This window comes from Limosilactobacillus gorillae, from assembly GCF_001293735.1.
Taxonomy (GTDB): domain Bacteria; phylum Bacillota; class Bacilli; order Lactobacillales; family Lactobacillaceae; genus Limosilactobacillus; species Limosilactobacillus gorillae.
On the sequence record NZ_BCAH01000034.1, the window covers coordinates 1 to 23,024 of the forward strand.

22 protein-coding genes, 1 riboswitch and 1 other annotated feature are annotated in these 23,024 nt (G+C 49.0%); of the genes, 15 read left to right on the forward strand and 7 right to left on the reverse strand.

Features of this window, described 5'->3' with window-relative positions; all coding sequences use genetic code 11:
* Positions 1–236 precede the first annotated feature (236 nt).
* Both AOQ57_RS06300 and AOQ57_RS08240 read right to left on the reverse strand, forming a co-directional pair.
* Positions 237–857: a LysR family transcriptional regulator substrate-binding protein gene (locus tag AOQ57_RS06300; protein WP_235789019.1), complete on the reverse strand. Its 621-nt coding sequence runs from the start codon at positions 855–857 to the stop codon at positions 237–239.
* A 13-nt stretch (positions 858–870) separates the two neighbouring features.
* Positions 871–1,029, reverse strand: coding sequence for a hypothetical protein (locus AOQ57_RS08240; protein ID WP_167336637.1), 159 nt, complete (start codon positions 1,027–1,029; stop codon positions 871–873).
* Between the two features lie 172 nt (positions 1,030–1,201).
* On the opposite strand from AOQ57_RS08240, the gene AOQ57_RS06305 reads away from it, so the two are divergent.
* Positions 1,202–2,566 (forward strand): amino acid permease, encoded by a 1,365-nt coding sequence (locus AOQ57_RS06305; RefSeq protein WP_093626291.1) that lies wholly within the window; start codon positions 1,202–1,204, stop codon positions 2,564–2,566.
* An 80-nt stretch (positions 2,567–2,646) separates the two neighbouring features.
* Here the strand turns inward: AOQ57_RS06305 and AOQ57_RS06310 are convergent, their stop codons facing one another.
* Positions 2,647–3,102, reverse strand: a complete 456-nt coding sequence (locus AOQ57_RS06310) for a Fur family transcriptional regulator (protein ID WP_093626293.1) — start codon at positions 3,100–3,102, stop codon at positions 2,647–2,649.
* Positions 3,103–3,274: 172 nt separating this feature from the next.
* On the opposite strand from AOQ57_RS06310, the gene AOQ57_RS06315 reads away from it, so the two are divergent.
* Positions 3,275–3,811, forward strand: a complete 537-nt coding sequence (locus AOQ57_RS06315) for a DNA-3-methyladenine glycosylase I (protein ID WP_093626295.1) — start codon at positions 3,275–3,277, stop codon at positions 3,809–3,811.
* Between the two features lie 31 nt (positions 3,812–3,842).
* Here the strand turns inward: AOQ57_RS06315 and AOQ57_RS06320 are convergent, their stop codons facing one another.
* Complete coding sequence (locus AOQ57_RS06320) at positions 3,843–4,574, reverse strand: hypothetical protein (RefSeq protein WP_093626296.1); 732 nt, start codon at positions 4,572–4,574, stop codon at positions 3,843–3,845.
* 101 nt (positions 4,575–4,675) lie between these two features.
* A riboswitch (SMK box riboswitch) is annotated at positions 4,676–4,766 on the forward strand.
* On the opposite strand from AOQ57_RS06320, the gene metK reads away from it, so the two are divergent.
* The 3 genes from metK to AOQ57_RS06335 all read left to right on the forward strand — a co-directional run bounded on the left by metK (position 4,764) and on the right by AOQ57_RS06335 (position 8,282).
* Complete coding sequence (metK, locus tag AOQ57_RS06325; RefSeq protein ID WP_093626298.1) at positions 4,764–5,951, forward strand: methionine adenosyltransferase; 1,188 nt, start codon at positions 4,764–4,766, stop codon at positions 5,949–5,951. Its footprint overlaps the riboswitch before it by 3 nt.
* Before the next feature lie 295 nt (positions 5,952–6,246).
* On the forward strand, positions 6,247–7,038 hold the full coding sequence (gene proB, locus AOQ57_RS06330; protein WP_093626300.1) for a glutamate 5-kinase: 792 nt from the start codon (positions 6,247–6,249) through the stop codon (positions 7,036–7,038).
* Between the two features lie 2 nt (positions 7,039–7,040).
* The gene (locus AOQ57_RS06335; protein ID WP_093626302.1) at positions 7,041–8,282 is read left to right on the forward strand and encodes a glutamate-5-semialdehyde dehydrogenase; all 1,242 of its coding nucleotides are present in this window, start codon (positions 7,041–7,043) and stop codon (positions 8,280–8,282) included.
* 60 nt (positions 8,283–8,342) lie between these two features.
* Here AOQ57_RS06335 and AOQ57_RS08335 read toward each other — a convergent pair whose 3' ends face one another.
* A complete protein-coding gene (locus AOQ57_RS08335) occupies positions 8,343–8,576 on the reverse strand; it encodes a phosphatase PAP2 family protein (RefSeq protein WP_235789020.1) in 234 nt (77 codons plus the stop codon).
* A 501-nt stretch (positions 8,577–9,077) separates the two neighbouring features.
* Positions 9,078–9,282: a binding site (T-box leader), on the forward strand.
* Positions 9,283–9,351: 69 nt separating this feature from the next.
* Between AOQ57_RS08335 and leuS the strand changes: the two genes are divergently transcribed.
* The 3 genes from leuS (at position 9,352) to AOQ57_RS06355 (ending at position 13,929) form a co-directional block, all read left to right on the forward strand.
* Positions 9,352–11,772: a leucine--tRNA ligase gene (gene leuS, locus AOQ57_RS06345; protein WP_093626304.1), complete on the forward strand. Its 2,421-nt coding sequence runs from the start codon at positions 9,352–9,354 to the stop codon at positions 11,770–11,772.
* Positions 11,773–11,892: 120 nt separating this feature from the next.
* Positions 11,893–12,156, forward strand: coding sequence for a type II toxin-antitoxin system HicB family antitoxin (locus AOQ57_RS06350; protein WP_093626306.1), 264 nt, complete (start codon positions 11,893–11,895; stop codon positions 12,154–12,156).
* Positions 12,157–12,279: 123 nt separating this feature from the next.
* Positions 12,280–13,929, forward strand: coding sequence for a putative polysaccharide biosynthesis protein (locus tag AOQ57_RS06355; protein ID WP_093626308.1), 1,650 nt, complete (start codon positions 12,280–12,282; stop codon positions 13,927–13,929).
* Positions 13,930–14,027: 98 nt separating this feature from the next.
* Here the strand turns inward: AOQ57_RS06355 and AOQ57_RS06360 are convergent, their stop codons facing one another.
* Positions 14,028–14,894 (reverse strand): NAD(P)H-hydrate dehydratase, encoded by an 867-nt coding sequence (locus tag AOQ57_RS06360; RefSeq protein WP_093626309.1) that lies wholly within the window; start codon positions 14,892–14,894, stop codon positions 14,028–14,030.
* 107 nt (positions 14,895–15,001) lie between these two features.
* Between AOQ57_RS06360 and pepV the strand changes: the two genes are divergently transcribed.
* The 4 genes from pepV to AOQ57_RS06380 all read left to right on the forward strand — a co-directional run bounded on the left by pepV (position 15,002) and on the right by AOQ57_RS06380 (position 19,785).
* Positions 15,002–16,402, forward strand: coding sequence for a dipeptidase PepV (gene pepV / locus AOQ57_RS06365; protein WP_093626311.1), 1,401 nt, complete (start codon positions 15,002–15,004; stop codon positions 16,400–16,402).
* 87 nt (positions 16,403–16,489) lie between these two features.
* Positions 16,490–16,990, forward strand: a complete 501-nt coding sequence (locus AOQ57_RS06370) for a universal stress protein (RefSeq protein WP_093626313.1) — start codon at positions 16,490–16,492, stop codon at positions 16,988–16,990.
* A 175-nt stretch (positions 16,991–17,165) separates the two neighbouring features.
* The gene (locus tag AOQ57_RS06375) at positions 17,166–18,554 is read left to right on the forward strand and encodes a L,D-transpeptidase family protein (RefSeq protein ID WP_093626315.1); all 1,389 of its coding nucleotides are present in this window, start codon (positions 17,166–17,168) and stop codon (positions 18,552–18,554) included.
* A 91-nt stretch (positions 18,555–18,645) separates the two neighbouring features.
* The gene (locus tag AOQ57_RS06380; RefSeq protein WP_093626317.1) at positions 18,646–19,785 is read left to right on the forward strand and encodes a glycoside hydrolase family 73 protein; all 1,140 of its coding nucleotides are present in this window, start codon (positions 18,646–18,648) and stop codon (positions 19,783–19,785) included.
* Positions 19,786–19,830: 45 nt separating this feature from the next.
* On the opposite strand, the gene AOQ57_RS06385 is transcribed toward AOQ57_RS06380, so the two are convergent.
* A complete protein-coding gene (locus AOQ57_RS06385) occupies positions 19,831–20,463 on the reverse strand; it encodes a deoxynucleoside kinase (protein WP_093626319.1) in 633 nt (210 codons plus the stop codon).
* A 129-nt stretch (positions 20,464–20,592) separates the two neighbouring features.
* Here AOQ57_RS06385 and AOQ57_RS06390 point away from each other — a divergent pair, with 129 nt between their 5' ends.
* The 3 genes from AOQ57_RS06390 to AOQ57_RS06400 all read left to right on the forward strand — a co-directional run bounded on the left by AOQ57_RS06390 (position 20,593) and on the right by AOQ57_RS06400 (position 22,987).
* The gene (locus tag AOQ57_RS06390) at positions 20,593–21,201 is read left to right on the forward strand and encodes a hypothetical protein (protein ID WP_093626320.1); all 609 of its coding nucleotides are present in this window, start codon (positions 20,593–20,595) and stop codon (positions 21,199–21,201) included.
* 73 nt (positions 21,202–21,274) lie between these two features.
* Positions 21,275–22,288: a ribose utilization transcriptional repressor RbsR gene (gene rbsR / locus AOQ57_RS06395; RefSeq protein ID WP_093626322.1), complete on the forward strand. Its 1,014-nt coding sequence runs from the start codon at positions 21,275–21,277 to the stop codon at positions 22,286–22,288.
* A 12-nt stretch (positions 22,289–22,300) separates the two neighbouring features.
* Positions 22,301–22,987 carry a CPBP family intramembrane glutamic endopeptidase gene (locus tag AOQ57_RS06400; RefSeq protein WP_093626324.1) on the forward strand — a complete coding sequence of 229 codons (687 nt, stop codon included), beginning with the start codon at positions 22,301–22,303 and terminating at the stop codon, positions 22,985–22,987.
* The last annotated feature ends 37 nt before the right edge of the window (positions 22,988–23,024 follow it).

Sequence of the window (23,024 nt, forward strand, 5' to 3'; positions counted from 1 at the left end):
ATCCTGCGGTTTTCGAACTAATGATGATCGCGTTGGCGCAATGAACCTTTACGAACTCGGCAAACAATATCTTGCCGGAAACGAGCATCCAAAATTTGAATTAAATAACGTTGCCGACTGATATGTTGGCAATCAAGGGTGTCGTCAATCACCCAAACGTAGCCACAGCGTGAAGAAGCACGTTAGTGCGTTACTACTTCTAAGCCGTTCGGCTTGTGAGCTACAAGCCATCGATTTTAATCGGTGGTAGTTGACTGTTTCTTGATGAAGTTCAGAAAGGTTAAGGCGGCCGGGGATGGCTTTGATGCAGCTAAGAAGCCCTGAGTGCTAACGAGGGCCGGGGCGATGCCAAAAAGTTGGCAGCCCGCCGGAAGCTCGGCCGGTAGTGATGATTGTGGGGCGATGGTGGCGCCCAAGTACTGGGCCACCTTGGTCAAACGAAGATCCAAACTATCGTCTTCTTCGCCAACCTTAATGGTCTGACCAGCCACTGCAAAGGCTGCTTGCAGTTCCTGGCGAAGGGGGTGCTTAGAACTTGGCAGGAGCAGGTTTGATTCAGCTAGTTGGGCCAAGTTAATTGTAGTGGTCATTGAAAGCCCCAGCTGTGAGACGTAAGGGGCCGGTAAGATGGCGAGGTAGGGGTCGTGATCGGTAATCAGGGCGTTGGTCTGTTCATTTAAACCGGCTGAAAAAATGAGGTCGCATTCACTATGGTTGAGGGAGTCAAGCAACCCGCCAGTCTGGGTTTTAAATGAAACTTTGATCCCCTTATTAGCCTGCATGAAGCGGGTTAACAGGGTAAAGCCCTTTGTTTTGGGAAAATCCGGCTGGGTAAAGAGAACAAGTGAGTTATTCACGGCAACGCCCCCCTTAGCTAATTCCCTTGGGGAAGTCGTGATCAAGTTCTTTTAAAATTTTAACCAGCAGGGTTACGTATTCATGGTAAGCGGCAACTGGGTTTTTAGGGTCGGCATTTTTGGCCATTAAGGCCAGGGCAATGTCGTGAGCTCGCTGTTCATTTGATATCATTAGTAATCACCTCAAGGATAGTGTACCAGATTTTTTACTGCTAGAATTGATTACTTTTCCCCTACCGCGTGACGGGGTACAGGGTGTATAATGAAGGTTCTATTAACGTACGGTGAGAAATTACCGAAAACTAATCTTCCACAACAGAATAGAAGAAAGGGATGAGGATTTTATGGCTGATCACCATCAGCAACCAAATAGGCCCCAGGAGCAAACCATGGCCCGGAACCTCAAGAATCGTCATGTCCAGTTGATCGCCCTTGGTGGAACAATTGGGACCGGGCTGTTCTTGGGATCTGGTCAGTCCATTCACGCGGCTGGCCCAGCGATCCTCTTGGCTTACATCATTACTGGGGGAATGGTCTTCCTTTTAATGAGGGCGCTAGGAGAATTGCTACTATCGGATTTACACTACCACACCTTCATTGAAGCAATCCGTGATTACATGGGCCCCCGGGTAGGCTTTGTGGCCGGGTGGACCTACTGGGTTTGCTGGGTCGGAATCGCAATGGCCGAAATTACGGCGATCGGGACATATATCAAACTATGGTTGCCCAGCCTGCCTCAGTGGATTCCCGGCCTGTTAACGTTGGTGATCTTGTTATGTTTAAATTTAGTTACCGTTTCGGCTTTTGGAGAAGTTGAATTTTGGTTTGCCCTGATTAAAATTGTTGCCATTGTGGCCCTAATTATCGTTGGGGTAGTTTTGATGGTGATTGGTTACCGGGGGGCAACCCCAGGAAATCTAGTTCATTATGGCGGCTTTTTTGCCACCGGATTTAAGGGCTTCTTGATGTCCTTTCAAATGGTTATCTTTGCCTTCGTAGGAATTGAAATGATTGGGATGACAGCTGCTGAAACCCAAAACCCTCGAAAGGTGATTCCCCGGGCGATCAATGATATTCCAGTTCGAATCCTGCTTTTCTACGTGGGAGCCCTGCTGGTTATTATGTCGATCTACCCATGGAACAAACTTGATCCGACGCAATCCCCGTTTGTAATGGTTTTTAAAGATATCGGGATTCAAGGAGCGGCCTCCGTGGTTAACTTCGTGGTCATTACGGCGGCAGCTTCAGCATGTAACTCCTCTCTGTACACCACCGGACGAATGTTGGCTGAATTAACCTCCGATTCACCACGGCCGAGGATTCGTCGAATTTCCAAGCTGTCTAAAAAACAGGTACCAGCCACGGCGGTTATCATATCCGTGGTTGTGGTGGGATGCTCAGTCATCTTGAATTACCTAGTACCAAGCAAGGTCTTTACTGTGGTAACCTCAATGACGACAACGGCCTTTCTCTTCATTTGGACGAGTATTATCCTCGCCCACTTGAAGTATCATCGTTTAAATCCGGGCCCACGGGAATTTAAGATGCCATGGGCACCGTTCACCGACTACCTTTTCCTAGCCTTTATGGCGGCGACAACGATTATCCTTTGCATGAGTAAAGAAACGTTACCATCCGTGATTTCAGCTGTAATTTGGCTACTAGTGCTTAGCGTAATTTCCTTGTCCAAGCGCCCCAATAAAATCTAAAAAAAGCTGTGACGGATTATGGTCACAGCTTTTTTTAATATAAACGGAGGATGACGACAAAAGCTCAGCGAGGATCTTAACTAGTGAGCTAAGCCTAACTTGGCTTGACAATCGGGACATAGGCCGTGGACTTCGACATCGGTGCGAGTAACCAGGTAACTAGTTTGATCACGGGTAATGTCGCCAAGTGATTTAGCTAGGTCGGCGAAGCGCTCGTCAAAAACATCGGTAATTTTGGCACATGAGTCACAGACAACGTGAAAGTGGGGGCGACCAAAGTAGTCGTAGTGGGTAGCCCCGTCACCGTTATCTAACTCGATCACTAAATTATAAGTGACCAGCATCCTTAAGGTATTGTAAACTGTTGCCATGGAAAGTGCCTTATCTCTTTTTTTTAAATCATTATAGATCATTTCAACACTTGGGTGAGTATGGTGTCCAATCAAGTAGTGGAGGATCGCTTTGCGTTGGGGAGTTAGGCGAACTTTGTGTTCATGTAATCGTTCGAGGGCGTGCTGAAATTCTTCATTAGCCATCAGATCACTCCTTTATAATCATTTTAAACAGCTTTAGTATAGCATTTGCGATTTTAGATTCCAAACATAAGGGTAGGGGATGATTATTTCAAACACATATAGAGAAAATGAGTAATGAAAAGTTAAATGATGGTTATTTGCCGTATTTACCTAAATGAGGAGGCGATGAAAAATGATTAACCGACCAGAATGGGCAGAAAAGACACCGGCCATGAAGGATTATTATGATCATTACTGGGGGTTAGCTCAACATGATGAGCGGCGCCTCTTTGAGATGCTTTGCCTGGAGTGTTTACAATCGGGGCTTAATTGGGCACTAGTCTGGCAAAAGCGGCCAGCCCTGTTGAAGGCCTACCAGGGATTTGATCCTGAAAAGTTGGCCCAGTTTGGTGAAAAAGAAGTGGCGCCCCTCTTGTCCGATCCAGCTCTGATCCGTAATCGACTCAAGGTTAAGGCGATCTTAAACAACGCTCGGATTCTGACTGAGTGGTACCGTCAGGGAAAGTCATTAAATGATTTTACCTGGTCGTTTACAGATGGAAAGCAAATCCGAATGGAACCAGTAGCCGGGCTACCACTACCGGCTAAGACGCCTCTCTCCGAACGGGTGGCAGAAGAATTTAAGCGCGCGGGCTTTAAGTTCACCGGCCCGGTGGTTGTAATGTCCTACCTACTTGCTGTAGGAGTAATCAATGCCCGTAACGAATAAAGAGGATCCGCTTTTTGGCGGGTCCTCTTTACTAGGTCCAATAGATTAAAACGATTGTGATTAACTGGGCGAGATTAGCGTAAACAAAGTTCCAGTAGCGGTTCCGAGTGGTGGGCAAAATCACCATGAACCAAACACCCACGGTGATTAGAAGGGCGAGCACCGTCATTAAGCTTAGTGGGCGAGATAAGATAGTTGCGGCCATTAGCAAGCCAGTGACGCTTTGGAAGGGCACCAGGTGCTTGGCGTTGGAGATGAAAAAGGGGCCGTAAAAAAACCAAACCGAGCAAGTGAGGGGGACAAAGTAGCGCACAATTATCCACGACATAAAGTGCGTGGAAGTAAAGGCACAGGCCACCGGGATGGTTAGGGTTAGCAAGATTCCCAGTGTGATTAAGCCTAACCCTCCTCGGAGGTCGACGTTAGGGAGCGGAAGAATGGCTAGGTAGGCCGATAACAAGATTAGCAGGGTTAAGAGGATTGGCGACTTAAAAAAACCAACTACGGCTAGGATGATACTTAACGTCAAGGGGATCAGAGAGAGCGGCGCCTTAAAGCGATGGTTGATGGTTAAGGTAATTGCGGCGCCGATACATAATTCATATAAAAAGAGGGTCCCAAAGTGACTGGTGAAGTGCGTGCCATCAACGCCAACCACGTAGGCGAAGGGAGCGTACGACCAGGTTAATAATTGAATACAGATAGTTGGTAACAGGTCTTGCCAGTCGGTAGCTTTAACCTGCGCCTTGAGTTGATCCCACATTATTTACACGTCCTTTTCAGGTTTTAAATTGATCCTAGTATAACAAAGAATGGGAATCTTTAATTGAAAGTTAATGGAAAAATATGATATTATTGCCCCTGTTATGAAGCAATTCCCGATGGGGGGAGTCACTGACTCCGCTGCCTTGTAACCGCAAAACGCTATGTTTAAAAAATGGGGGAATTATACATGAAGGAACGACACTTATTTACGTCAGAATCCGTCTCTGAAGGGCATCCAGATAAAATCGCTGATCAAATTAGTGATGCAATCTTAGACGCCCTGCTTGAAAAGGACCTGAATGCCCGGGTTGCCGTTGAAACGTCCGTAACAACTGGCCTGGTTCTGGTCTTCGGGGAAATTTCAACCTCAGCTTATGTTGATATTCAGCACGTTGTCCGTGAAACGATCAAGGGGATCGGTTATACGGATGGCAAGTATGGATTTGACGGAGATAACTGTGCTGTAATTGTGGCGCTGGACGAACAGTCCGCTGATATTGCCCAGGGGGTGGATGACTCCCTAGAAATCCGCGAGGGGCAAGTTGATCCACTCGATCAAATCGGGGCCGGCGACCAGGGACTGATGTTTGGGTTCGCCACTGATGAAACACCGGAATACATGCCGCTATCATTAACCCTATCGCACAAGTTGATGCGCCGAATCGCCAGCCTGCGCAAGGATAAGGTTATTGAGTACCTACGGCCAGATGCCAAGGCTGAAGTGACCGTTGAATACGATGAGAATGACAAGCCGGTCCGGGTGGACACGGTGGTCTTATCGACTCAGCACGACCCGGACGTCTCTTTAGAACAGATCAAAGAAGACGTCAAGGAACAGGTAATCAAGGCGGTTATTCCAGCTGAATACCTGGATGATCAGACCAAGTACTTTATTAACCCGACTGGCCGCTTTGTAATTGGGGGCCCGCAAGGGGATGCTGGTTTGACGGGACGTAAGATCATCGTTGATACGTATGGTGGGGCTGCTCACCACGGTGGGGGGGCCTTCTCCGGTAAGGATGCCACCAAGGTCGACCGTTCGGCTAGTTATGCAGCTCGCTACATCGCTAAGAACCTAGTGGCTGCTGGTTATGCTAAGAAGCTGGAAATCCAAGTTGCCTACGCAATTGGGGTGGCCAAGCCAGTCTCAATTTCAATCGACGACTTCGGTACCGGGACCAAGAGCGAGGAAGAAATGATCGACGCCGTTCGCCGGGTCTTTGATCTTCGGCCGGCTGGAATCATCAAGATGCTTGACTTAAAGCGTCCAATCTACAAGCAAACCGCTGCCTATGGTCACTTTGGCCGGACTGACATCGATCTGCCGTGGGAAAAATTAGACAAGGTTGATGAATTGAAGAAGATCTTGGGCTAACAGGTCAGATCTCAAAAACGTGGCTACCGTCATTCATGATGGGTGGCCGCGTTTTGTTATTACTTGACCTGGTTACTAAAAATAGCTATTCTTAAAGCATCAATAAATTAAGAACCGCAAAGAGAGGTCAGTCACCGGCTGAAAGCTGACCCTGGTGTTCGAAATCCTTTAGGACTAAGTCCTTTCAATCAAATCAAATGGAAAAGTGTGAAGCTCGTCTTCAAATGGGGATGGTACCGCCTGCAAGGGTGCCCCAGTTGAGGGCGGCTTTTTGTTATTTAGGAGAATTTATTTTATGGCAGAAAAAGAACGTATTGTGGTTAAGATTGGAACTTCGAGCTTAATTCAGGAAAATGGTCGGGTCAACCTGGCCACCATCGATCGGTTAGCCTTCACGCTGGCCTGCATCAACAATCAGGGTTACCAGCCAATTTTGGTGTCTTCCGGGGCAATTGGCGTGGGATTAGCAAGCCTGGGAATGAGTAAGCGTCCCGCTGAGATTGCCCGCCAGCAGGCCCTTGCGTCGATTGGGCAGACCGAGTTAATGCGGATTTACTCCCAGCGCTTCTTGGACTACCAGACTAAGGTTGGCCAGATCCTGATCACCCGTGATGTCTTGACGTTTCCAGTCAGCTTGCAACACGTGATTGATACCTTTGAGGTTCTGTTAGCTGACAAGGTGATTCCGATTGTTAACGAAAACGACCCGGTGGCGGTCGATGAGCTGGACCACCACACTATGTTCTCGGACAACGATGAGCTGTCGGCCCAAGTAGCCGTCAAAATTGGTGCTAGTAAGCTGATCGTCTTGTCCGATATTGATGCCTTTTACGACGCCGATCCCCGCCAAAATAAGAACGCCAAGGTGATTCGTCACGTGGCCGAATTGACCCCTCAAATGGAAGCGGCCGCTGGCGGCAGCGGTAGTGGCCTGGGAACCGGGGGGATGGTGACCAAGCTTCGGGCGGCCAAGGTAATGTTAGACGCGGGCAAGCAGATGATTCTTTGTAACGGAAAAGACCCGGCAATCATTAAAGAGGTGCTGGCTGGAAAAGAAATCGGAACTCGCTTTGGAAGGGAGATTTGATCATGACAATGATGGAAGAAATGGGCCAACGTGCCAAGGTTGCAAGTGAAGTAGTGGCGCAATTAACTACAAAGCAAAAAAACGACGCCCTATTGAAAATGGCCGATGCCCTACTGGCCGACCAAACAGCAATTTTAGAAGCCAATGGGGCTGATCTGGTTAATGCCAAGCAGATGCCGGCGAAGTTCGTTGACCGCCTTCGCCTGACTGAACAGCGGATTAAAGACATGGCGACGGGACTCAAGACGGTGGCGACCCTGGACGACCCGGTTGCCAAGGTTGACCGGGGGTGGGTTAATTACGCCGGGTTGGAAATCCTCCAGCAACGGGTCCCTCTGGGGGTAGTTGGGATCATCTTTGAAGCCCGTCCAAACGTAACGGCGGATGCGACTGCTTTAACCCTGAAATCAGGCAACGCCGTTATCTTACGTGGGGGTAAGGAGGCTTACCAATCTAACCAGGCAATTGTCAGCTGTTTGAGGGGTGCTTTAAAAGAAGCGGGTCTCCCCCAAGACACTGTTCAACTGGTAAGTGACCCGCGTCATGCGGTGGCCACGGAAATGATGCGGTTAAACGACTATATCGATGTCTTGATTCCGCGCGGTGGTAAGGGCCTGATTTCGCGAGTGGTCGAGACTGCAACCGTTCCGGTGATTGAAACCGGAGCTGGCAATTGCCACATCTTTGTTGATCAAAGTGCCGACCCGGAGATGGCCAAGGCCATTGTGGTTAACGCCAAGGTTCAGCGTCCTTCGGTATGTAACGCCGCCGAAAAACTTCTTATTCACGCCGGTGCGGCTAAGAAACAGCTACCGGATTTAGTGGCGGCCCTAATTGAGCACGGGGTGGAAGTGCGCGGTGACGAACGGGCAAGAGAAATTGTACCGGGTCTCGTTTCTGCCACAAAAGAAGATTGGGACACGGAATATAACGACCTGATCATGGCCATCAAGGTGGTTGACAGTCTGGATGAGGCAATTCAGTGGATTAACCAGCACTCTACTCACCACTCCGAGGCAATCATTACCAATGAGATTGCGCGGGGACGGGAATTCCAGAAGCGGATTAACTCAGCCTGCGTTTACGTTAACGCCTCAACGCGCTTCACCGATGGGGGTGAGTTTGGTTTCGGGGCTGAAATTGGGATTTCAACCCAAAAACTTCATGCCCGGGGTCCGATGGGCCTAGCACAGCTAACGACAATTAAGTATGAAATTACTGGTAACGGCCAGATCCGACAGTAAAAAAACGCCCCCAAGTGTCGATTTGACCACTTGAGGGTGTTCTTGTTAGTGTTGCTTGAGCTAGTGCTCTGACAAAGTGAAGCGGACTTGGTAAGGTAAGAAACGGTAAAAGAGAGCGTCAAAAAAGGCGACGACGACCATGCCGAGCGACCAGCCCGCGACTACGTCGGAAAGGTAGTGGGCTCCCACGTAGAGGCGGGAGATCCCAATCAAGAGAATCAAGATGAAGAGCAGGGTGGCAAGTAAGTGGCGGTACTTAACGGGCCACTTTGAACGTAGAATTAAGAGGAGCAAGCTCCCCCCCAGTACTAAGACGCTTAGGGCCGAGTGGCCGGATGGGAATGACCAACCTGCATAGTGCAGTGGACCTCGTTAGTTGGCTGTGGCCGCTGAACCCATCCCTTAATCAGGTGGTTTAGCAGGGCTCCAGTGCAAACAGTTAAGATAACTTGCAGGCTGGCCCGCCAACCGTACAAGATCAGGGCGATGATGGTAACGATTCCGGCAATAACAGGGGTGCTTTCAACGTTAAAGAGTAGGGTTAGGTGGGTAAAGAAGGTAGTTAATCCACCTGTCTGGTGGGCATTGACGAAACTGCGGATCGCCGTATCGTTATAGTTTAGGGCTGGCGCTGGTCCGATGACTAACCAAAGACAGAGGACGAAGATAACCAGGGCGCTACCACCAACGGTTGCGCAAAATGGGATGTAACGAGTTTTAAAGAGAACCTCTAGGGCGTTGCGCTTTTTTTTAAAAGAACGCCCACGTTTAAAATTTTATGGTATAGTGGTAACCATAATATCAGACCGGAAGGGGAAAAGTAACCTGGAGCGCGTTTTTAGAGACCACATGGGGCTGGAAATGTGGAACGTAAACCAGGCGAACTCACCCCGTAAAAGAAGCGGTGAAGTCAGTAATCGCTTCCGTTTCCCGCGTTAAGGGTTAAGGGCCATGGCAACGTGGAACGATGGGTGGTACCGCGGAGAAATTCGTCCCGTTTGTGTAAAAACACAACGGGGCGTTTTTTTGAACCCTTCCGGTAAATTGAGAATAATTGGAGGATTTGAGCATGGGATACGATCACAGCACCATTGAAAAGAAATGGCAGCGTTACTGGAAGCAACACAAGACCTTTAAGGCGACCCTGGATAAGAACCAAAAGAAGTACTACGCCTTGGACATGTTCCCATATCCGTCTGGACAAGGGCTTCACGTTGGCCACCCAGAAGGGTACACGGCCACTGACGTGATGTCGCGGCTGAAGCGAATGCAAGGATTCAACGTTTTACACCCAATGGGATGGGATGCCTTTGGTTTACCGGCGGAACAATACGCTTTAAAGACGGGGCATAACCCGGCGGACTTCACCAACAAAAACGTTGACCACTTCCGTGACCAAATCCAATCGCTTGGTTTTTCTTACGACTGGGACCGGGAAGTTAATACGACCGACCCGAACTACTACAAGTGGACCCAGTGGATCTTTGAACAGCTCTACAAGAAGGGGCTGGCCTACGAAGATGAAATTATGGTCAATTGGGCCCCGGACTTCATGGGGGGGACCGTGGTTGCCAACGAAGAAGTTGTTGACGGTAAGACGGAACGGGGCGGCTACCCGGTTTATCGGGTCCCAATGCGTCAGTGGGTCTTGAAGATCACCGCTTATGCCGACCGTTTGATTGACGACCTTGACCTGGTGGACTGGCCAGAAAGCGTTAAGGAAATGCAGCGTAACTGGATTGGCCGTTCACAAGGTGCAAGCGTTAAATTCCCGGTTGAAGGCCACGATGGGGTTGAAATTGAGGTCTTTACCACTCGGGTTGACACCCTCTTTGGGGCGTCTTACGTTGTCCTGGCTCCAGAAAATGATTTGGTAGATCAACTAACAACGCCAGACCAAAAGGAGGCTGTGGCCGCCTACAAGAAGGAGGCCTCCCGGCGTTCTGATCTGGAACGGACTGAACTGAACAAGGACAAGACCGGGGTCTTCACCGGGGCGTACGTAATTAACCCGGTTAACGGTGAGAAACTGCCAATCTGGACCGCCGATTACGTTTTGAATTCCTACGGGACCGGGGCTGTGATGGCCGTTCCATCTGGGGACCAACGTGACTTCGAATTTGCCACTAAGTTCAACCTGCCAATTACCCCGGTAATTGAAGGTTTCAATGAAGAAGAGGGGGCCTACGTTGGCGACGGCGCTCACATCAACTCTGGTTTCTTAAACGGTTTAAACATCGAGGATGCAAAGGCTAAGATGATTAACTGGCTAGAGGAACATGGTTACGGGAGTAAGAAGGTCAACTACCGGCTCCGTGATTGGATCTTTTCCCGGCAGCGTTACTGGGGGGAACCAATTCCAGTTATCCACTGGGATGATGGAACGACGTCCTTAGTACCGGAAGATGAATTGCCACTGCGTCTGCCAGAAACTGATAACATCGAACCATCCGGGACCGGTGAAAGCCCACTGGCTAACATTGAGGACTGGGTTAATGTTTACGATGAAAATGGCCGCCACGGTCGCCGTGAAACTAATACGATGCCGCAGTGGGCCGGCTCTTCCTGGTACTGGCTGCGTTACACCGACCCAACCAACAATAAGAAATTTGCGTCAAAGGAAGCCCTAGATTACTGGTCACCAGTTGATTTGTACGTTGGTGGAGCCGAACACGCTGTTTTGCACCTTCTGTACGCTCGTTTCTGGCACAAGGTTTTATACGACTTGGGTCTTGTTCCAACTAAGGAACCATTCATGAAACTGGTTAACCAAGGAATGATTTTGGGCGCCAACCATGAAAAGATGTCTAAGTCCAAGGGGAACGTGGTTAACCCAGACGATATTGTAGACCAATACGGGGCCGACACCCTCCGCCTTTACGAAATGTTCATGGGACCACTTGAAGAATCTGTACCGTGGGACGAAAAGGGCCTCCACGGAGCCAACCGGTGGGTCCAACGGGTATGGCGCCTCTTAATGGATGACAATAATCACCTGCGTGACCGGGTTTCGACCTTTAACGACGGGAAGTTAACCAAGGTTTATAACCAGACCGTTAAGAAGGTTACCGAAGACTTTGAACGGATGCACTTTAACACCGCTATTTCCCAACTGATGGTTTTTGTTAACGAGGCCTACAAGGTTGATGATCTACCGGTTGAATACATGGAAGGGTTTGTGAAGATGATCGCCCCACTGATGCCACACTTGGCTGAAGAATTGTGGAGTCAATTTAATGAATCCGAAACGATCACCTACCAACCGTGGCCAACCTATGACCCAAAGGCCCTGGTGGAAGATGAAGTTGAAATGATCGTTCAGGTTAACGGAAAGGTTCGTGGTAAGATTAAGATGGCTAAGGACGCCTTAAACAAGGAAGTTGAAGAAGCCGCCTTAGCTAATGAACACGTTCACTCCTTTGTTGACGGCAAGGAAGTCAAGAAGATCATTGTGATTCCAAACCGGATCGTTAACATTGTTGTTAAGTAAGAAAGTAATGGTGGGGCAAGTGGCAAGAACATAAGCTTATCGCCACACCCTGCAAAAAATAGAGGCTCCAGTCGTTAGTTTTATACGAGCGGCTGGAGCCCATTATTATGGTGAAAAAATATGGAATTGAAAACATATCCGGCCGTGATAAAAGAAACGGCGGAGGGCTTTGCCATTCATTTTCCAGACCTGCCGGATGCCGATGTGGTTGATCCCAATCTAGACCGAGCGCGCCTACGGGCTGTAATTGGTCTAGCGATAATCGTAACCGACCTCCAGAGTCATCACGAACTAGTTCCAGCCCCATCGTCAAAGGATGCCGTTAGCAAGAAGTTTCAAGGGTTGCACGTGGAAATGATTACGACGGACCTCGATAAGTATTAAGGTTAAATCAGGGCGCTGGAATTTATCAAGAAATTTGTAGTGTGAAAAGAGTTTGCGGCGCCTGATAAATAAGGCTAAAATAGTAGGGATTGTAACTTTTAACAAAATAGGGGAAAGAAAGATATGGATTCACGTAATCAACCGGGGACAGGTTCGCCTGCCTCCCTTGACGATTCGCGGAGTAAGATGATTTCAGGTTCCGCATGGATGACAGCGGGGTCGATTCTCTCCCGAATTCTTGGCGCAATTTACATCATCCCGTGGGTTACTTGGATGGGGACCTATTCAAACCAGGCGAACGCTCTGTTTGCCAAGGGGTATAACATCTACAGCCTCTTTTTAATGGTCGCAACGGCAGGGATCCCCTCAGCCATTTCCAAAATGGTGGCCCACTACAACGGGATTAATCAGTACGGGGTCTCAAGACGGCTGTACCACTCCGGAATGTACGTATCAATCGCGATGGGGCTGGTCTGCTCGATCCTAATGTTCTTTGGGGCATCCTTACTTGATGGCGGGGATCCCAATGTGATTCCGGTTATCCAGTCGCTGGCCTGGGCAGTCCTCGTAATTCCGGGGATGAGCATCACCCGGGGTTTTTTGCAGGGATATAATTGGATGGCACCGTCAGCTATGTCGCAGTTTGTTGAACAACTGCTGCGGGTTATTTACATGCTACTGGCGACCTTTGTGATTATGAAATTGGGCAGTGGGGACTGGATCGAGGCCGTTACCCAATCGACCTTTGCCGCCTTCATTGGGGCGTTAGGCTCGATTGTCCTCTTGGCCTACGCCTTCTTGCGGCGGAAACGCCAAATGGATCGGTTGGTACTCAAAGGGGAAGTAGCAACTAATGTTTCAACCAAGCACCTGATTGGCGAGATTATTTATCAATCGGTCCCCTTTATCATCATTGAATCTGGAATCACCCTTTTCCAATTGATTGATCAATATACCTTCTTTGATATTATGAAGTGGTTCGGTAACTATAGCTCTTACCAACTCAACACGGTTTACGCCCTCTTTTCGTTTAATGCCAACAAGTTGTACATGATTATCATTTCCTTGGCTTCGGCAATGGCTGCCACGGCGATCCCGCTGTTGGCCGAGGCGCGGGCTAAAAACGATGTTCAAGATATGCGGCGTCAAATCGAAAACGCCCTGCTACTGTTTTACTTCATCATGATACCAGCTGCCCTGGGCCTGGCGGCGGTGGCCCAACAGATCTACACCGTCTTTTATCGCTACGACGCAGCCGGGATTACGGTCCTGCAGTTTGCAGCCTTCATGTCAATTCCATACGGGATGTACACGGTTGGGGCGGCCATGATGCAGGGAATTTCGGAAAATAGGAAGATGATGCGCTTCTTATTCGTCGGGATTGTGATTAAGTTCATCGTTCAGGTTCCGGCCATCTGGCTTTTCAAGGGCCTGGGGCCGTTGCTGGCAACGGGAGTGGCGATGTTATTCATCAACTATTGCATTCTACACTCCTTTAACCGGGAGTTCACCTTACGCTTTAACCAAATGGCGCAGCCAACCAACCAAATCTTGGCTTTCTCCTTGATTATGTTTGTTATCGTCAAGGTGGTCATGCTCTTAGTTGACCTGGTTGTTAGCCCCTATGGGCGCTTTACCGCCTTCCTCACCTTGGTAATTGGGGTGGCAATTGGGGGCGCAGTCTTTGCCTACCTAGCTTTAAAGTACCGCCTGGTCGATAAGTTAATGGGCGATCGCTTTGCTTCGTTGCGGACCCGTTTCCACATTAAATAGAACTAAATAAAAGCCCTGGCAATTCATTTTGCTAGGGCTTTTGTTATAGGTTAACTAAGGAATAATTGGGGTGTTTGAAGCGGGCTAGTAGGGGAAGGTTAATTATCTCCCAAAAAGCCGATGTGGTGGGTTGAAGGCTCTTGCTCAACCTTCTTCATGAATGCTGGTAGTGCCGTTGCGATCTGGGTCGGTAGGACAATGTACTGGTCCTGGGCAATTTGGTCGGCAATTGCGGAGTGGGCGTAAACAGCTGCTAAAACGGCCTGGTCACCCTTATCCTTGAACTGGGCGCAAAAGCCGCCGATCATGCCGGCTAGGGTATCGCCCATCCCACCAACGGCTTGGGCGGCGGAGCCAATCGGTAGGCGGTAGACGTGACTTTGAGTGTAGATCTCGGTGTGGTGGCGTTTCAAGACCACCGTGGCACCGAGCTTTTGCTGAGCTGCCTGGTTGAGCTCCTCTGCTTGATCGGCAATGGTAATCCCAGAGAGGCGTTGCCACTCCATTTGGTGGGGAGTGAAGATTAAGTGACCGGCCGGCGCCGTTACTTGTTCCTTGGCCATTAAGGTAATGGCTGAGCCGTCAATCACGATGGTTTGATCGGTGGTGGTATTTTCAAAGACGGTGTTTAAAACTCGGCGGCTTACGTCTTCTTCGCCGAGCCCGGGGCCAACCACCACCGTGTCGACTGACTTAACCAATTTTGAAAGGGCGGCTTGGTCGGTGAAGTCAATTACCATTGCTTCAGGCAGACGAGCGTGCAGGGCGGTACGATTCACCAGATCACAGGCAACTGTTACTAGACCAGCCCCAGCGTTAACAGCAGCCGTGGCGGCCATGATGATCGCTCCACCATACTGGTGGTTTCCACCCACTAATAGGACCTTGCCAAAGGTCCCCTTGAAGCTCTCAGCTGGCCGGGTAGTGATCACTTTTTGCAGAATTTGTTCAGTTAAATCTTCCATTTAAGTTCCCCTTTCTTTGAAAACGGATTCAAAGGGATTGTTTTAGTCCCCATTAGCTTTATGGTATCATTATCTGTAATAAAGTGAACAAGATGGAGGACAAAAAAATGACCGATTGGCTGAAAGAAGCAACAGCACAAAAGGAAGACTACCTGACCGACCTGATATCGTTAATGAAAATTGAGAGTGTTCGTGACGATGAAAAAGCGACCGAAGAGTATCCACTAGGCCCTGGCCCGTCCCAGGCGCTGGCTGCCTTTTTGGAAATGGCAGACCAGGACGGTTTCCGGACCAAGAACATTGATAACCTGGTTGGTTACGCCGAGTGGGGAGAGGGGGATGAAACCCTTGCCATCTTAGCCCACCTAGATGTCATGCCGGCTGGGAACGGCTGGAACACCGACCCCTTTGACCCGGTGATCAAGGATGGTAAGTTGATTGGCCGGGGAGCCTCCGATGACAAGGGGCCGGGGATGGCCGCCTACTATGCTTTAAAGACCTTAAAGGATCAGGGCGTGCCCTTCAATAAGAAGGTTCGCTTTATCGTTGGAACCGATGAGGAGGCCGACTGGACCGGGATGCACCGCTACTTTGAAGTGGAGCCGGCACCAACCTTTGGCTTCTCGCCGGACGCTGAATTCCCGGTTATCAACGGGGAAAAGGGGCAAGTATCAATGCTCTTGAACCTACCAGGTGGAAACGACGGGATTGACCTACTGAAATCCTTTAAGGCTGGCCTGCGCTTTAACATGGTGCCGCGGGAAGCCGATGCGGTGGTAGAAGTAGAAGATAATGAGGCCTTGGCGACCCGCTTCACCGCCTTCTTGGATGCTAGCCCAGTTACCGGGGAAGTGACGTTTGAACAAGATGGCGCCCACCTTCAGGTGATCGGTAAGGCTGCTCACGGTATGGAGCCGGAAAAGGGGATCAATGCGGCTACCTACCTGGCTAGCTTCTTAAAGTCACTGAAACTGGGGGGCTCTGCCAAGAACTTCGTTGATTACCTGGCTGATTATCTCCACCTGGATACGCGGATGGAGAAATTTGATGCCGCCTTTAGCGATCCGGTAATGGGAGAATTGACTATGAACGCAGGGCTGTTGAGTTTTGATCAACAGGCCGGCGCCCATATTGATATGAATTTCCGTTATCCGAAGGGAATTACTCCGGACGAAATTAAGCAAGCGGTGGCCAAAGTGGCCTCCCCGTTGAACTTTACAGTTGATTACCAGGGTGGCGATCTACCACACTATGTTGATCCAGAGGACCCCTTAGTTCAAACCCTGATGAAGGCCTACATCCATCAGACTGGTGACCAAGCGGCTCAGCCAGAAGTAGTTGGTGGGGGAACCTACGGCCGGCTAATGGAGCGCGGGGTGGCCTTTGGGGCATTAATGCCGATGACGCCTAACACGATGCACCAGGCCAATGAATTCCAACCAGTTGACGACCTGATCTTATCAATGGCAATTTACATGGAAGCAATTCATGACCTGGTTACTGAATAGGACATAGATAGCGCTTTTATTGTAATTATTTACGTGGTATAATAAACACAACGACGGATGATGATAATCACTTGGAGGTGATTTTAGATGGTAGAATACAAAAATGTAATGATTGGGATTGATGGTTCAAAGCAATCTCAAGCAGCCTTTCAAAAGGGCTTACGTGTCGCAAAGGAAAGTGGAGCCGCCTTGCACCTAGTTAGTGTTATTAATGGGGAACAGTACCCAAGTGGTGCAACGTTGGGCTACGGGTTTGTCGATCGGGGTCTCTATGATAATGCCACCAAGAAGATGACAGCCGTTTTAGATCAGATGAAGGAAGAGTCGGAAGCAGCAGGCGTAAAGGATGTTCGCACCGACGTAATCATTGGCAATGCCAAGGTAGAACTGGCTGAAAATTATCCAAAGGAAAATCACGTTGATCTGATCGTAATTGGGGCCTCTGGTTTAAACGTCATTGGCCGGATGATCGTTGGTTCAACAGCAGCTTACGTTGTTCGTCAAGCACCGTGTGATGTAACGGTGGTAAAGACCGACGTCGAAAACAAGTTGATTAATGTAAAGCATGCTTCTTATCCAGAGCTATAAGCGCTAAAGACCGCAATGAGTCCGAATTTTGGAGAAGTACTCTAGAATCGTTGGGTTTATACCTAACAATCCTAAGGGACTTCGTGGGCGTTGCGGTCTTTTTTTTTACAAAAATTTAAAGGGGACCTGGTATAATTAATATTGTTAATAAATCACTTGATAAAAGGAGGATGCAATGGAAAAGACCCAGAAGTTAATTTGGAGTGCGGTGGTAGCTGCGGTACTGATTGGGGGCCTAGGAGGGAGCGGTTACTATCATCATACGCATTTTAACAAGAACGTGACCATCAATGGAGTAAGGGTCGGTGGCCTGACCAGTCAAGCAGCCTATCAACGGCTGGCCTCCCAAAAGCATAGTAATGACGTGTACCTAAATGGTAAACGGATTTATCAAGGGATTAGTACGGCCTCTGGTTACACTAATGCCGACAAGATTAAGATCGAAAAAATGCTAAAAAAACAGGCAACCCTACTACCGTCCTCTAAAAAGACCAACTATGCGCTGACCCCAACAAACCTAGACACCAGCCAGTTGCCGGCAATGAAGGCCGCTATTAAGATAGCAGTTGACAAGCTAAATAAGAATCGGACCCGCGCTGTCGATGCTAAGGCGGTTTGGAAGAACAATCGGGTTAACGTTACAGCTCCGAAGAAGGGGACGGCTTATGATACATCTAAGATTCAGGCGGAATTAGAGGGCCAGTTGGTAAACAGGTCAATTCGGCTAACGGCTAAGGTTAAGGCACCATTGACCAAACACAGCACAAAAGTCCAAAGGGAAGTCACCGCGTTAAAGAAGCTTAGTGATAAAAAGGTGCTTTACAAAGTAGAGAATAAATCCTATTCCCTAACCAGTGCTGATATCATCACCAAGGCGACCTATCAAAACGGTCAGTACCAGTTTGATACGGCGGCTCTGGACAAGAAAATTAGCAGGATTAATAAGACCCAATCCACGCTGGGGAAGGCCCTTAAGTTTAAGACCCACGCCGGGAAGACAATTACTACCAGTACGCAGGGTTCATATGGTTGGCGACTTAGCACTACTAAAGCAGCCAAGACACTGACCAACGCCCTACTCAACGACAAGGCCAGTGTGGAAGCTAAGAATGATGTTTACGGGATCGGCTACAATACTCGTGGAGTCGGCTATGGCACAACAGCGAATAACGGCATCGGGAATACCTACGCCGAGGTTTCAATCACCGACCAGACAGCCTGGTTCTATAAGAATGGCAAATTAGTATATACTGCGAGCGTCGTAACCGGGAAACACTCAAATGGCGACGATACACCTACCGGGGTCTACTACATCATGTATAAGCAACGTAATACGACCTTACGAGGCTATGAAGACAACGGAAAGTCTTACGCTTCCCCAGTGTCATACTGGGCACCATTTACCGAATCAGGTTGTGGTTTCCACGACGCCTCCTGGCGGACGAACTGGTCGTCAACAGCCTACCTCAACAATGGATCCAAAGGATGTGTTAACATGCACACCTCCGACGCCCCAAACGCCTTTAACGATCTCTCAGTTGACGAACCAGTCGTAATTTACTAAACAAAAACGCTCGGCACTTCACAACTTTGCCGGGCGTTTTCGTCATCCTTCCTCTTTTTTACGTATTTGAGGAGTGAAGGAGGATTTTACGATGAACAAACTAGCAGTGATGACAGCCATAGCAACCTGTGCCAACCTACCGCTTACCGCCCAGGCAGCCCCGCTTCAAGAAACTGAAAGTACTCAGTGGAAGCAAGAAGAGCAGATCCGCTACTTAGCGGGAGTTAAGCTGGCAGGTCAGGACCTCTTATCTGGTCAGCATCATGAGCCAACTGACCCGCTGGAATTAGCCGGCTATCGAGATGGGCTTACCCGTGGTCAACGGTGGTTAGCTGAGCACCCAGTCGAGGAGGGAGAGGAGTCGGTGATGGAGTCATCTGGTCCGTCAAACCAAACGCCCTCAAGTCAGGCAACTTCAAATAGTGAAGCACCCGCTGATGAGAGTGCGGGCATAGATAGCGGTGGAACGTCCGTTGTTGATCAGCGGGAGGAAACTCAGCCAGCGGTAGCGACGACTATACCAGCCAGTTCGGTTGATGATCACGATCGCTATGCAACGTTGCCACAAACCATGAGCCAGCGCCAATTTATTAACAAAATTGCTCCGGCCGCAATTAGGATTGGCCAAAAATATGATCTTTACCCGTCGGTAATGATTGCCCAGGCGGCCCTAGAATCTAACTGGGGGAATAGCGACCTGGCCCAGTACCACCACAACCTCTTTGGTATTAAGGGCGTTGGGGTGATGATGCCGACTAATGAGCACCTGGGCGGTAAGGACGTGACCGTTACAGCTGGTTTTAGAAGTTACGGTGACATCAGCGCAAGTCTGGTTGATTACGCTGAGGTTTTGGAGCAGAGCCTTTACCGGGGTGTTCACCGTTCTAACACGAGTAATTACCGGCAGGCCACGGCGTCGTTAACGGGAACTTACGCAACTGATCCTAACTATCAAGTTAAGTTAAACCAGCTAATCGAATCTTACAATCTTGATCAATATGATCACCAATCACCAGGCGATGCTACTGCACCAGCTGAGGCCAAGCTTTCTACCACCCCGCTGAAGGAGACGAAGGCCACCAGTGGTGAGAGAAGCTCTAACGATAAGAACGCTATGGTTACGCAAGATGCCCCGGCCAAGGCTAGCGGGGTACCATGGCCGGTACCGATAGCTGGGGGTGCTGGCTCGGTCGGGCTACTTGCCTTCTTACGCCGAATCTTTGGAAAGTAACAGGGGGATGACGAAATCACTGATTTCGTCATCCCCCATAATTAATTAGCGGATCTCTTTGAGGCGGTCGTCAATCATTGCTAGAACGGCGGCCACGTTTCGTTCATCTTCCAGGTTGTACTTATCTAAGTCGATCTTCATCTTTGGTGAGGCATCGTAATCTTGGTACCATTGCTTGTAAGCGGACCACATCTTGTAGTAGTAGTCCTTTAATTCGGGATTAGCGTCGATTTGTTCGTAATCACGCCCCCGCTTTTTGATCCGGTAAAGGATCGTATCAAAGTCGGTCTCGGAATAAACCATCAGATCAGGTGCCTTTTTGGGCAAGCGCTCGAGGTCGTTCATCATGTTATCAAGTAAGGAGAGATAAACATTTAACTCAGTATCAGTGATGTTCCCCTCGGAGTTGTTTTCTCGGGTGAAGAGGGCGTCTTCATAAATTGAGCGGTCCAAAACGTTATTATCGTCGGTTAGGGCCTGCTTAATCATTGAAAAACGTTTGTTTAAGAAGTAGATCTGCAAGAGAAAGCCGTACTGCTTGGGATCTCTGTAATAGAGCGGGAGAACCGGATTTTCCCCCACGGGTTCAAAAAAGGCCTTCGTATTCAAATGTTCGGCAATTTTGGCGGTGAGAGTGGTCTTGCCAACTCCGATCATTCCTGCTGTAATTATCACCATGATGACTCCCCTTTATAAATTTTTCGTAACGGAATTGATTTTACTACAAAAGCCAGGACTTGCCCATCAATAAATAATTAAGGATAATGAAATATATGGGCAAAAGTGTTGCCCAGAAGGGAACAAAAAATGGAAACAATGACACAAACAGACATCCGTGCGCAACTAGCAGCAAGTAAACAGATGGGAACCTTAGTGGAAGTTCACGACTTTGATCCGGCTGGTGATACCTTTGACGTCGGCTTTGTATTGGCGATGGATGAATTATTTGTGCTCCTCTTGGGGATTGATTGGGACGGCAAAATCAATGGATTAACGGCGATCCGACTGTCATCGATCCACCGGGTGCGGAGCCAAACCGATTACCTGACGACCGTTTCGCTTAAGTGTAAGGTGGCCCAGGAAAACGGCTACTTTGACCTGTGGAAACTCCAAGACTATCTTCATAGCCATGATTATCAGGGTAAGAATCTTTTACGAACCCTCCTGGAGGATTCCTATCAAAATGATCTACCACTTGTAATCGGAACGAAGAAGTACAAGGGAAGTGATGATTTCATCGGGGTAATTGCTGATCTGGGGACGATCAAGTTGACCCTGCATTACTTCAATTCCCATGATCTTTCTTCTCTGTGGGAGTATGAGATTTTATTAGCCCAAATAGATTACTTGCGGGTACGGGGAACCCAGACGGCGACGGCCCGCAAGATTTTGGACCAAGTTTTCCACGAAGAATAAGTTAGTGAAATGGTCAGCGGGCCTAAAATCTAGTAAACTGTTTTGTTAAGATTACAAACAAGAAGGAACAGTTATGGCAAATAAGATAACCATCCGCGACCTCGCCAAGAAGGCGGGGGTTTCAGTCACCACAGTCTCCCAAATCCTTAATGGGAAGGGGCAACGATTTAGTGAACAAACTCGTCAAAAGGTACTAACGCTAAAAAAACAGTTAAATTACGTACCGGACTTTAATGCCCGCAATTTGATCATGCGCTCCTCTAAGACAATTGGGGTGCTCTTGCCAAACATCGCCAACCCCTTTTTTGCGGCCTTCGTTAAGGGGATCCAAAAGGCGACCCGTCAGGCAGGCTTTATGCCCCTAATTTTTTCGGCTGACCACGAAGAAGAGCAGGAACGCTACTACTTGCAACGCCTGGTTGAACGTTCGGTTGATGGGTTGATTATTGCCTCGGCGTCAGTTACGACCCAGGCAATTGATGAAATTCTAAAGCCCCTCCAGGTCCCCTACTTACTGTTTGACCAAAACGACACGCCAGATGGCGACCGAGTTGAAGTTGATAATGACCAGGGGGGATACCTGGTTGCTAAGCACCTGGCTAAGCAGGGCCATCAAAGAATTACCCTTTTATTCCCCAAAAACGTTAAAAACATTGAGCAGCGCCAGATGGGGTTCACCCGGGGACTGAAGGAAGAGGGGATCGAATTTGACCCGGTCAGTCAGGTTGTTTACGGTACCCTGACCAAACAAGGGGGCTATGAGGCTACTGAAGAAGTTTTAAAGACCAAGCCAACGGCGGTTTTCGCTGCTAACGATGAGATGGCAATTGGCCTGTACCGTGGCCTTGCAGAACGAGACGTGAAGGTTCCCGAAGAAATTTCGGTGGTTGGCTTTGATGGTATTGATCTCGACCGTTATGTGACCCCGCAACTGACGACGGTAGCCCAGCCGATCGAAGAGTTGGGTGAACGGGCCAGCGCCCTTTTGTTGGCTCGAATCAATAACCCTGAAGCCCCAACCCAGCAAATCAGTCTTCCCGTTGAACTGGTGGTCCGTTCGTCAACGGCCCCGGTTAAGAAAGGATAGGAGGAAAAAACTATGCGTAAAAGTAATCGTCCAGCTCTCCCGGTGCGGATCCTCACCATGGCCTTACTGGCCGTTGCAATTCAAATTCCACCGATCTTTGAACTAATCGTAAAGGGACAGTTAGCTAAAAACTTCTCACTGGCAATGTGGTGTTTAGTGCTTGAGCTAGCCTCCTTTGCTGTTATCATTTGGGTTGCTTCATACCTTTTTAAAAAATACCGGCGGTGGACCCCTTCCAACCAGAACATGAGAAAACGCCTGGCGTGGCTTTTCGGTGGTTACATTGTGTTGGTGCTTGGGCAGGGGTCATTAGTATTTTTAAACCAACTCTTGTACCACCAGAACCAGACGACCAATAACCAGGCGCTTGCGTCTTTAATGGGTAACTCTAAACTGATGATGGTGCTGGTGGCGGGATCGGCAATCTTCTTGTCGCCGGTTGCCGAAGAGTTGATTTTCCGGGGCGTTTTGATGAATCTCTTCTTTAAAAACGACGCCTTTTGGGCCCCTATTTTATTATCGGGGCTGGTCTTTACCCTCGAGCACGCCAGCACTACTCCGGTCTCGTACCTGATCTACTTTTACATGGGGGCGGTGTTTGCCTTTGTCTACCGTAAAACTGGGAGCATTGGGAACGCAATTGCTCTGCACACGCTCAATAACTTAGTAGCCACGGCTGCTTTACTTTTAAGCTTATAAAATGAATGACGGGCCTAACCGGCTGGATTTACAGCCA

Excerpts from the sequence above, each read along its gene's own strand:
- AOQ57_RS06305 (WP_093626291.1), top strand. The coding sequence starts at position 1,202 with ATGGCTGATCACCATCAGCAACCAAATAGGCCCCAGGAGCAAACCATG.
- AOQ57_RS06350 (WP_093626306.1), top strand. The coding sequence starts at position 11,893 with ATGGAATTGAAAACATATCCGGCCGTGATAAAAGAAACGGCGGAGGGC.
- AOQ57_RS08240 (WP_167336637.1), bottom strand. The coding sequence starts at position 1,029 with ATGATATCAAATGAACAGCGAGCTCACGACATTGCCCTGGCCTTAATG.
- rbsR (WP_093626322.1), top strand. The coding sequence starts at position 21,275 with ATGGCAAATAAGATAACCATCCGCGACCTCGCCAAGAAGGCGGGGGTT.
- AOQ57_RS06390 (WP_093626320.1), top strand. The coding sequence starts at position 20,593 with ATGGAAACAATGACACAAACAGACATCCGTGCGCAACTAGCAGCAAGT.
- AOQ57_RS06370 (WP_093626313.1), top strand. The coding sequence starts at position 16,490 with ATGGTAGAATACAAAAATGTAATGATTGGGATTGATGGTTCAAAGCAA.
- AOQ57_RS06310 (WP_093626293.1), bottom strand. The coding sequence starts at position 3,102 with ATGGCTAATGAAGAATTTCAGCACGCCCTCGAACGATTACATGAACAC.
- AOQ57_RS06335 (WP_093626302.1), top strand. The coding sequence starts at position 7,041 with ATGACAATGATGGAAGAAATGGGCCAACGTGCCAAGGTTGCAAGTGAA.
- AOQ57_RS06380 (WP_093626317.1), top strand. The coding sequence starts at position 18,646 with ATGAACAAACTAGCAGTGATGACAGCCATAGCAACCTGTGCCAACCTA.
- metK (WP_093626298.1), top strand. The coding sequence starts at position 4,764 with ATGAAGGAACGACACTTATTTACGTCAGAATCCGTCTCTGAAGGGCAT.
- AOQ57_RS06360 (WP_093626309.1), bottom strand. The coding sequence starts at position 14,894 with ATGGAAGATTTAACTGAACAAATTCTGCAAAAAGTGATCACTACCCGG.
- pepV (WP_093626311.1), top strand. The coding sequence starts at position 15,002 with ATGACCGATTGGCTGAAAGAAGCAACAGCACAAAAGGAAGACTACCTG.
- AOQ57_RS06355 (WP_093626308.1), top strand. The coding sequence starts at position 12,280 with ATGGATTCACGTAATCAACCGGGGACAGGTTCGCCTGCCTCCCTTGAC.
- proB (WP_093626300.1), top strand. The coding sequence starts at position 6,247 with ATGGCAGAAAAAGAACGTATTGTGGTTAAGATTGGAACTTCGAGCTTA.
- AOQ57_RS06400 (WP_093626324.1), top strand. The coding sequence starts at position 22,301 with ATGCGTAAAAGTAATCGTCCAGCTCTCCCGGTGCGGATCCTCACCATG.
- leuS (WP_093626304.1), top strand. The coding sequence starts at position 9,352 with ATGGGATACGATCACAGCACCATTGAAAAGAAATGGCAGCGTTACTGG.
- AOQ57_RS06385 (WP_093626319.1), bottom strand. The coding sequence starts at position 20,463 with ATGGTGATAATTACAGCAGGAATGATCGGAGTTGGCAAGACCACTCTC.
- AOQ57_RS06315 (WP_093626295.1), top strand. The coding sequence starts at position 3,275 with ATGATTAACCGACCAGAATGGGCAGAAAAGACACCGGCCATGAAGGAT.
- AOQ57_RS06320 (WP_093626296.1), bottom strand. The coding sequence starts at position 4,574 with ATGTGGGATCAACTCAAGGCGCAGGTTAAAGCTACCGACTGGCAAGAC.
- AOQ57_RS06375 (WP_093626315.1), top strand. The coding sequence starts at position 17,166 with ATGGAAAAGACCCAGAAGTTAATTTGGAGTGCGGTGGTAGCTGCGGTA.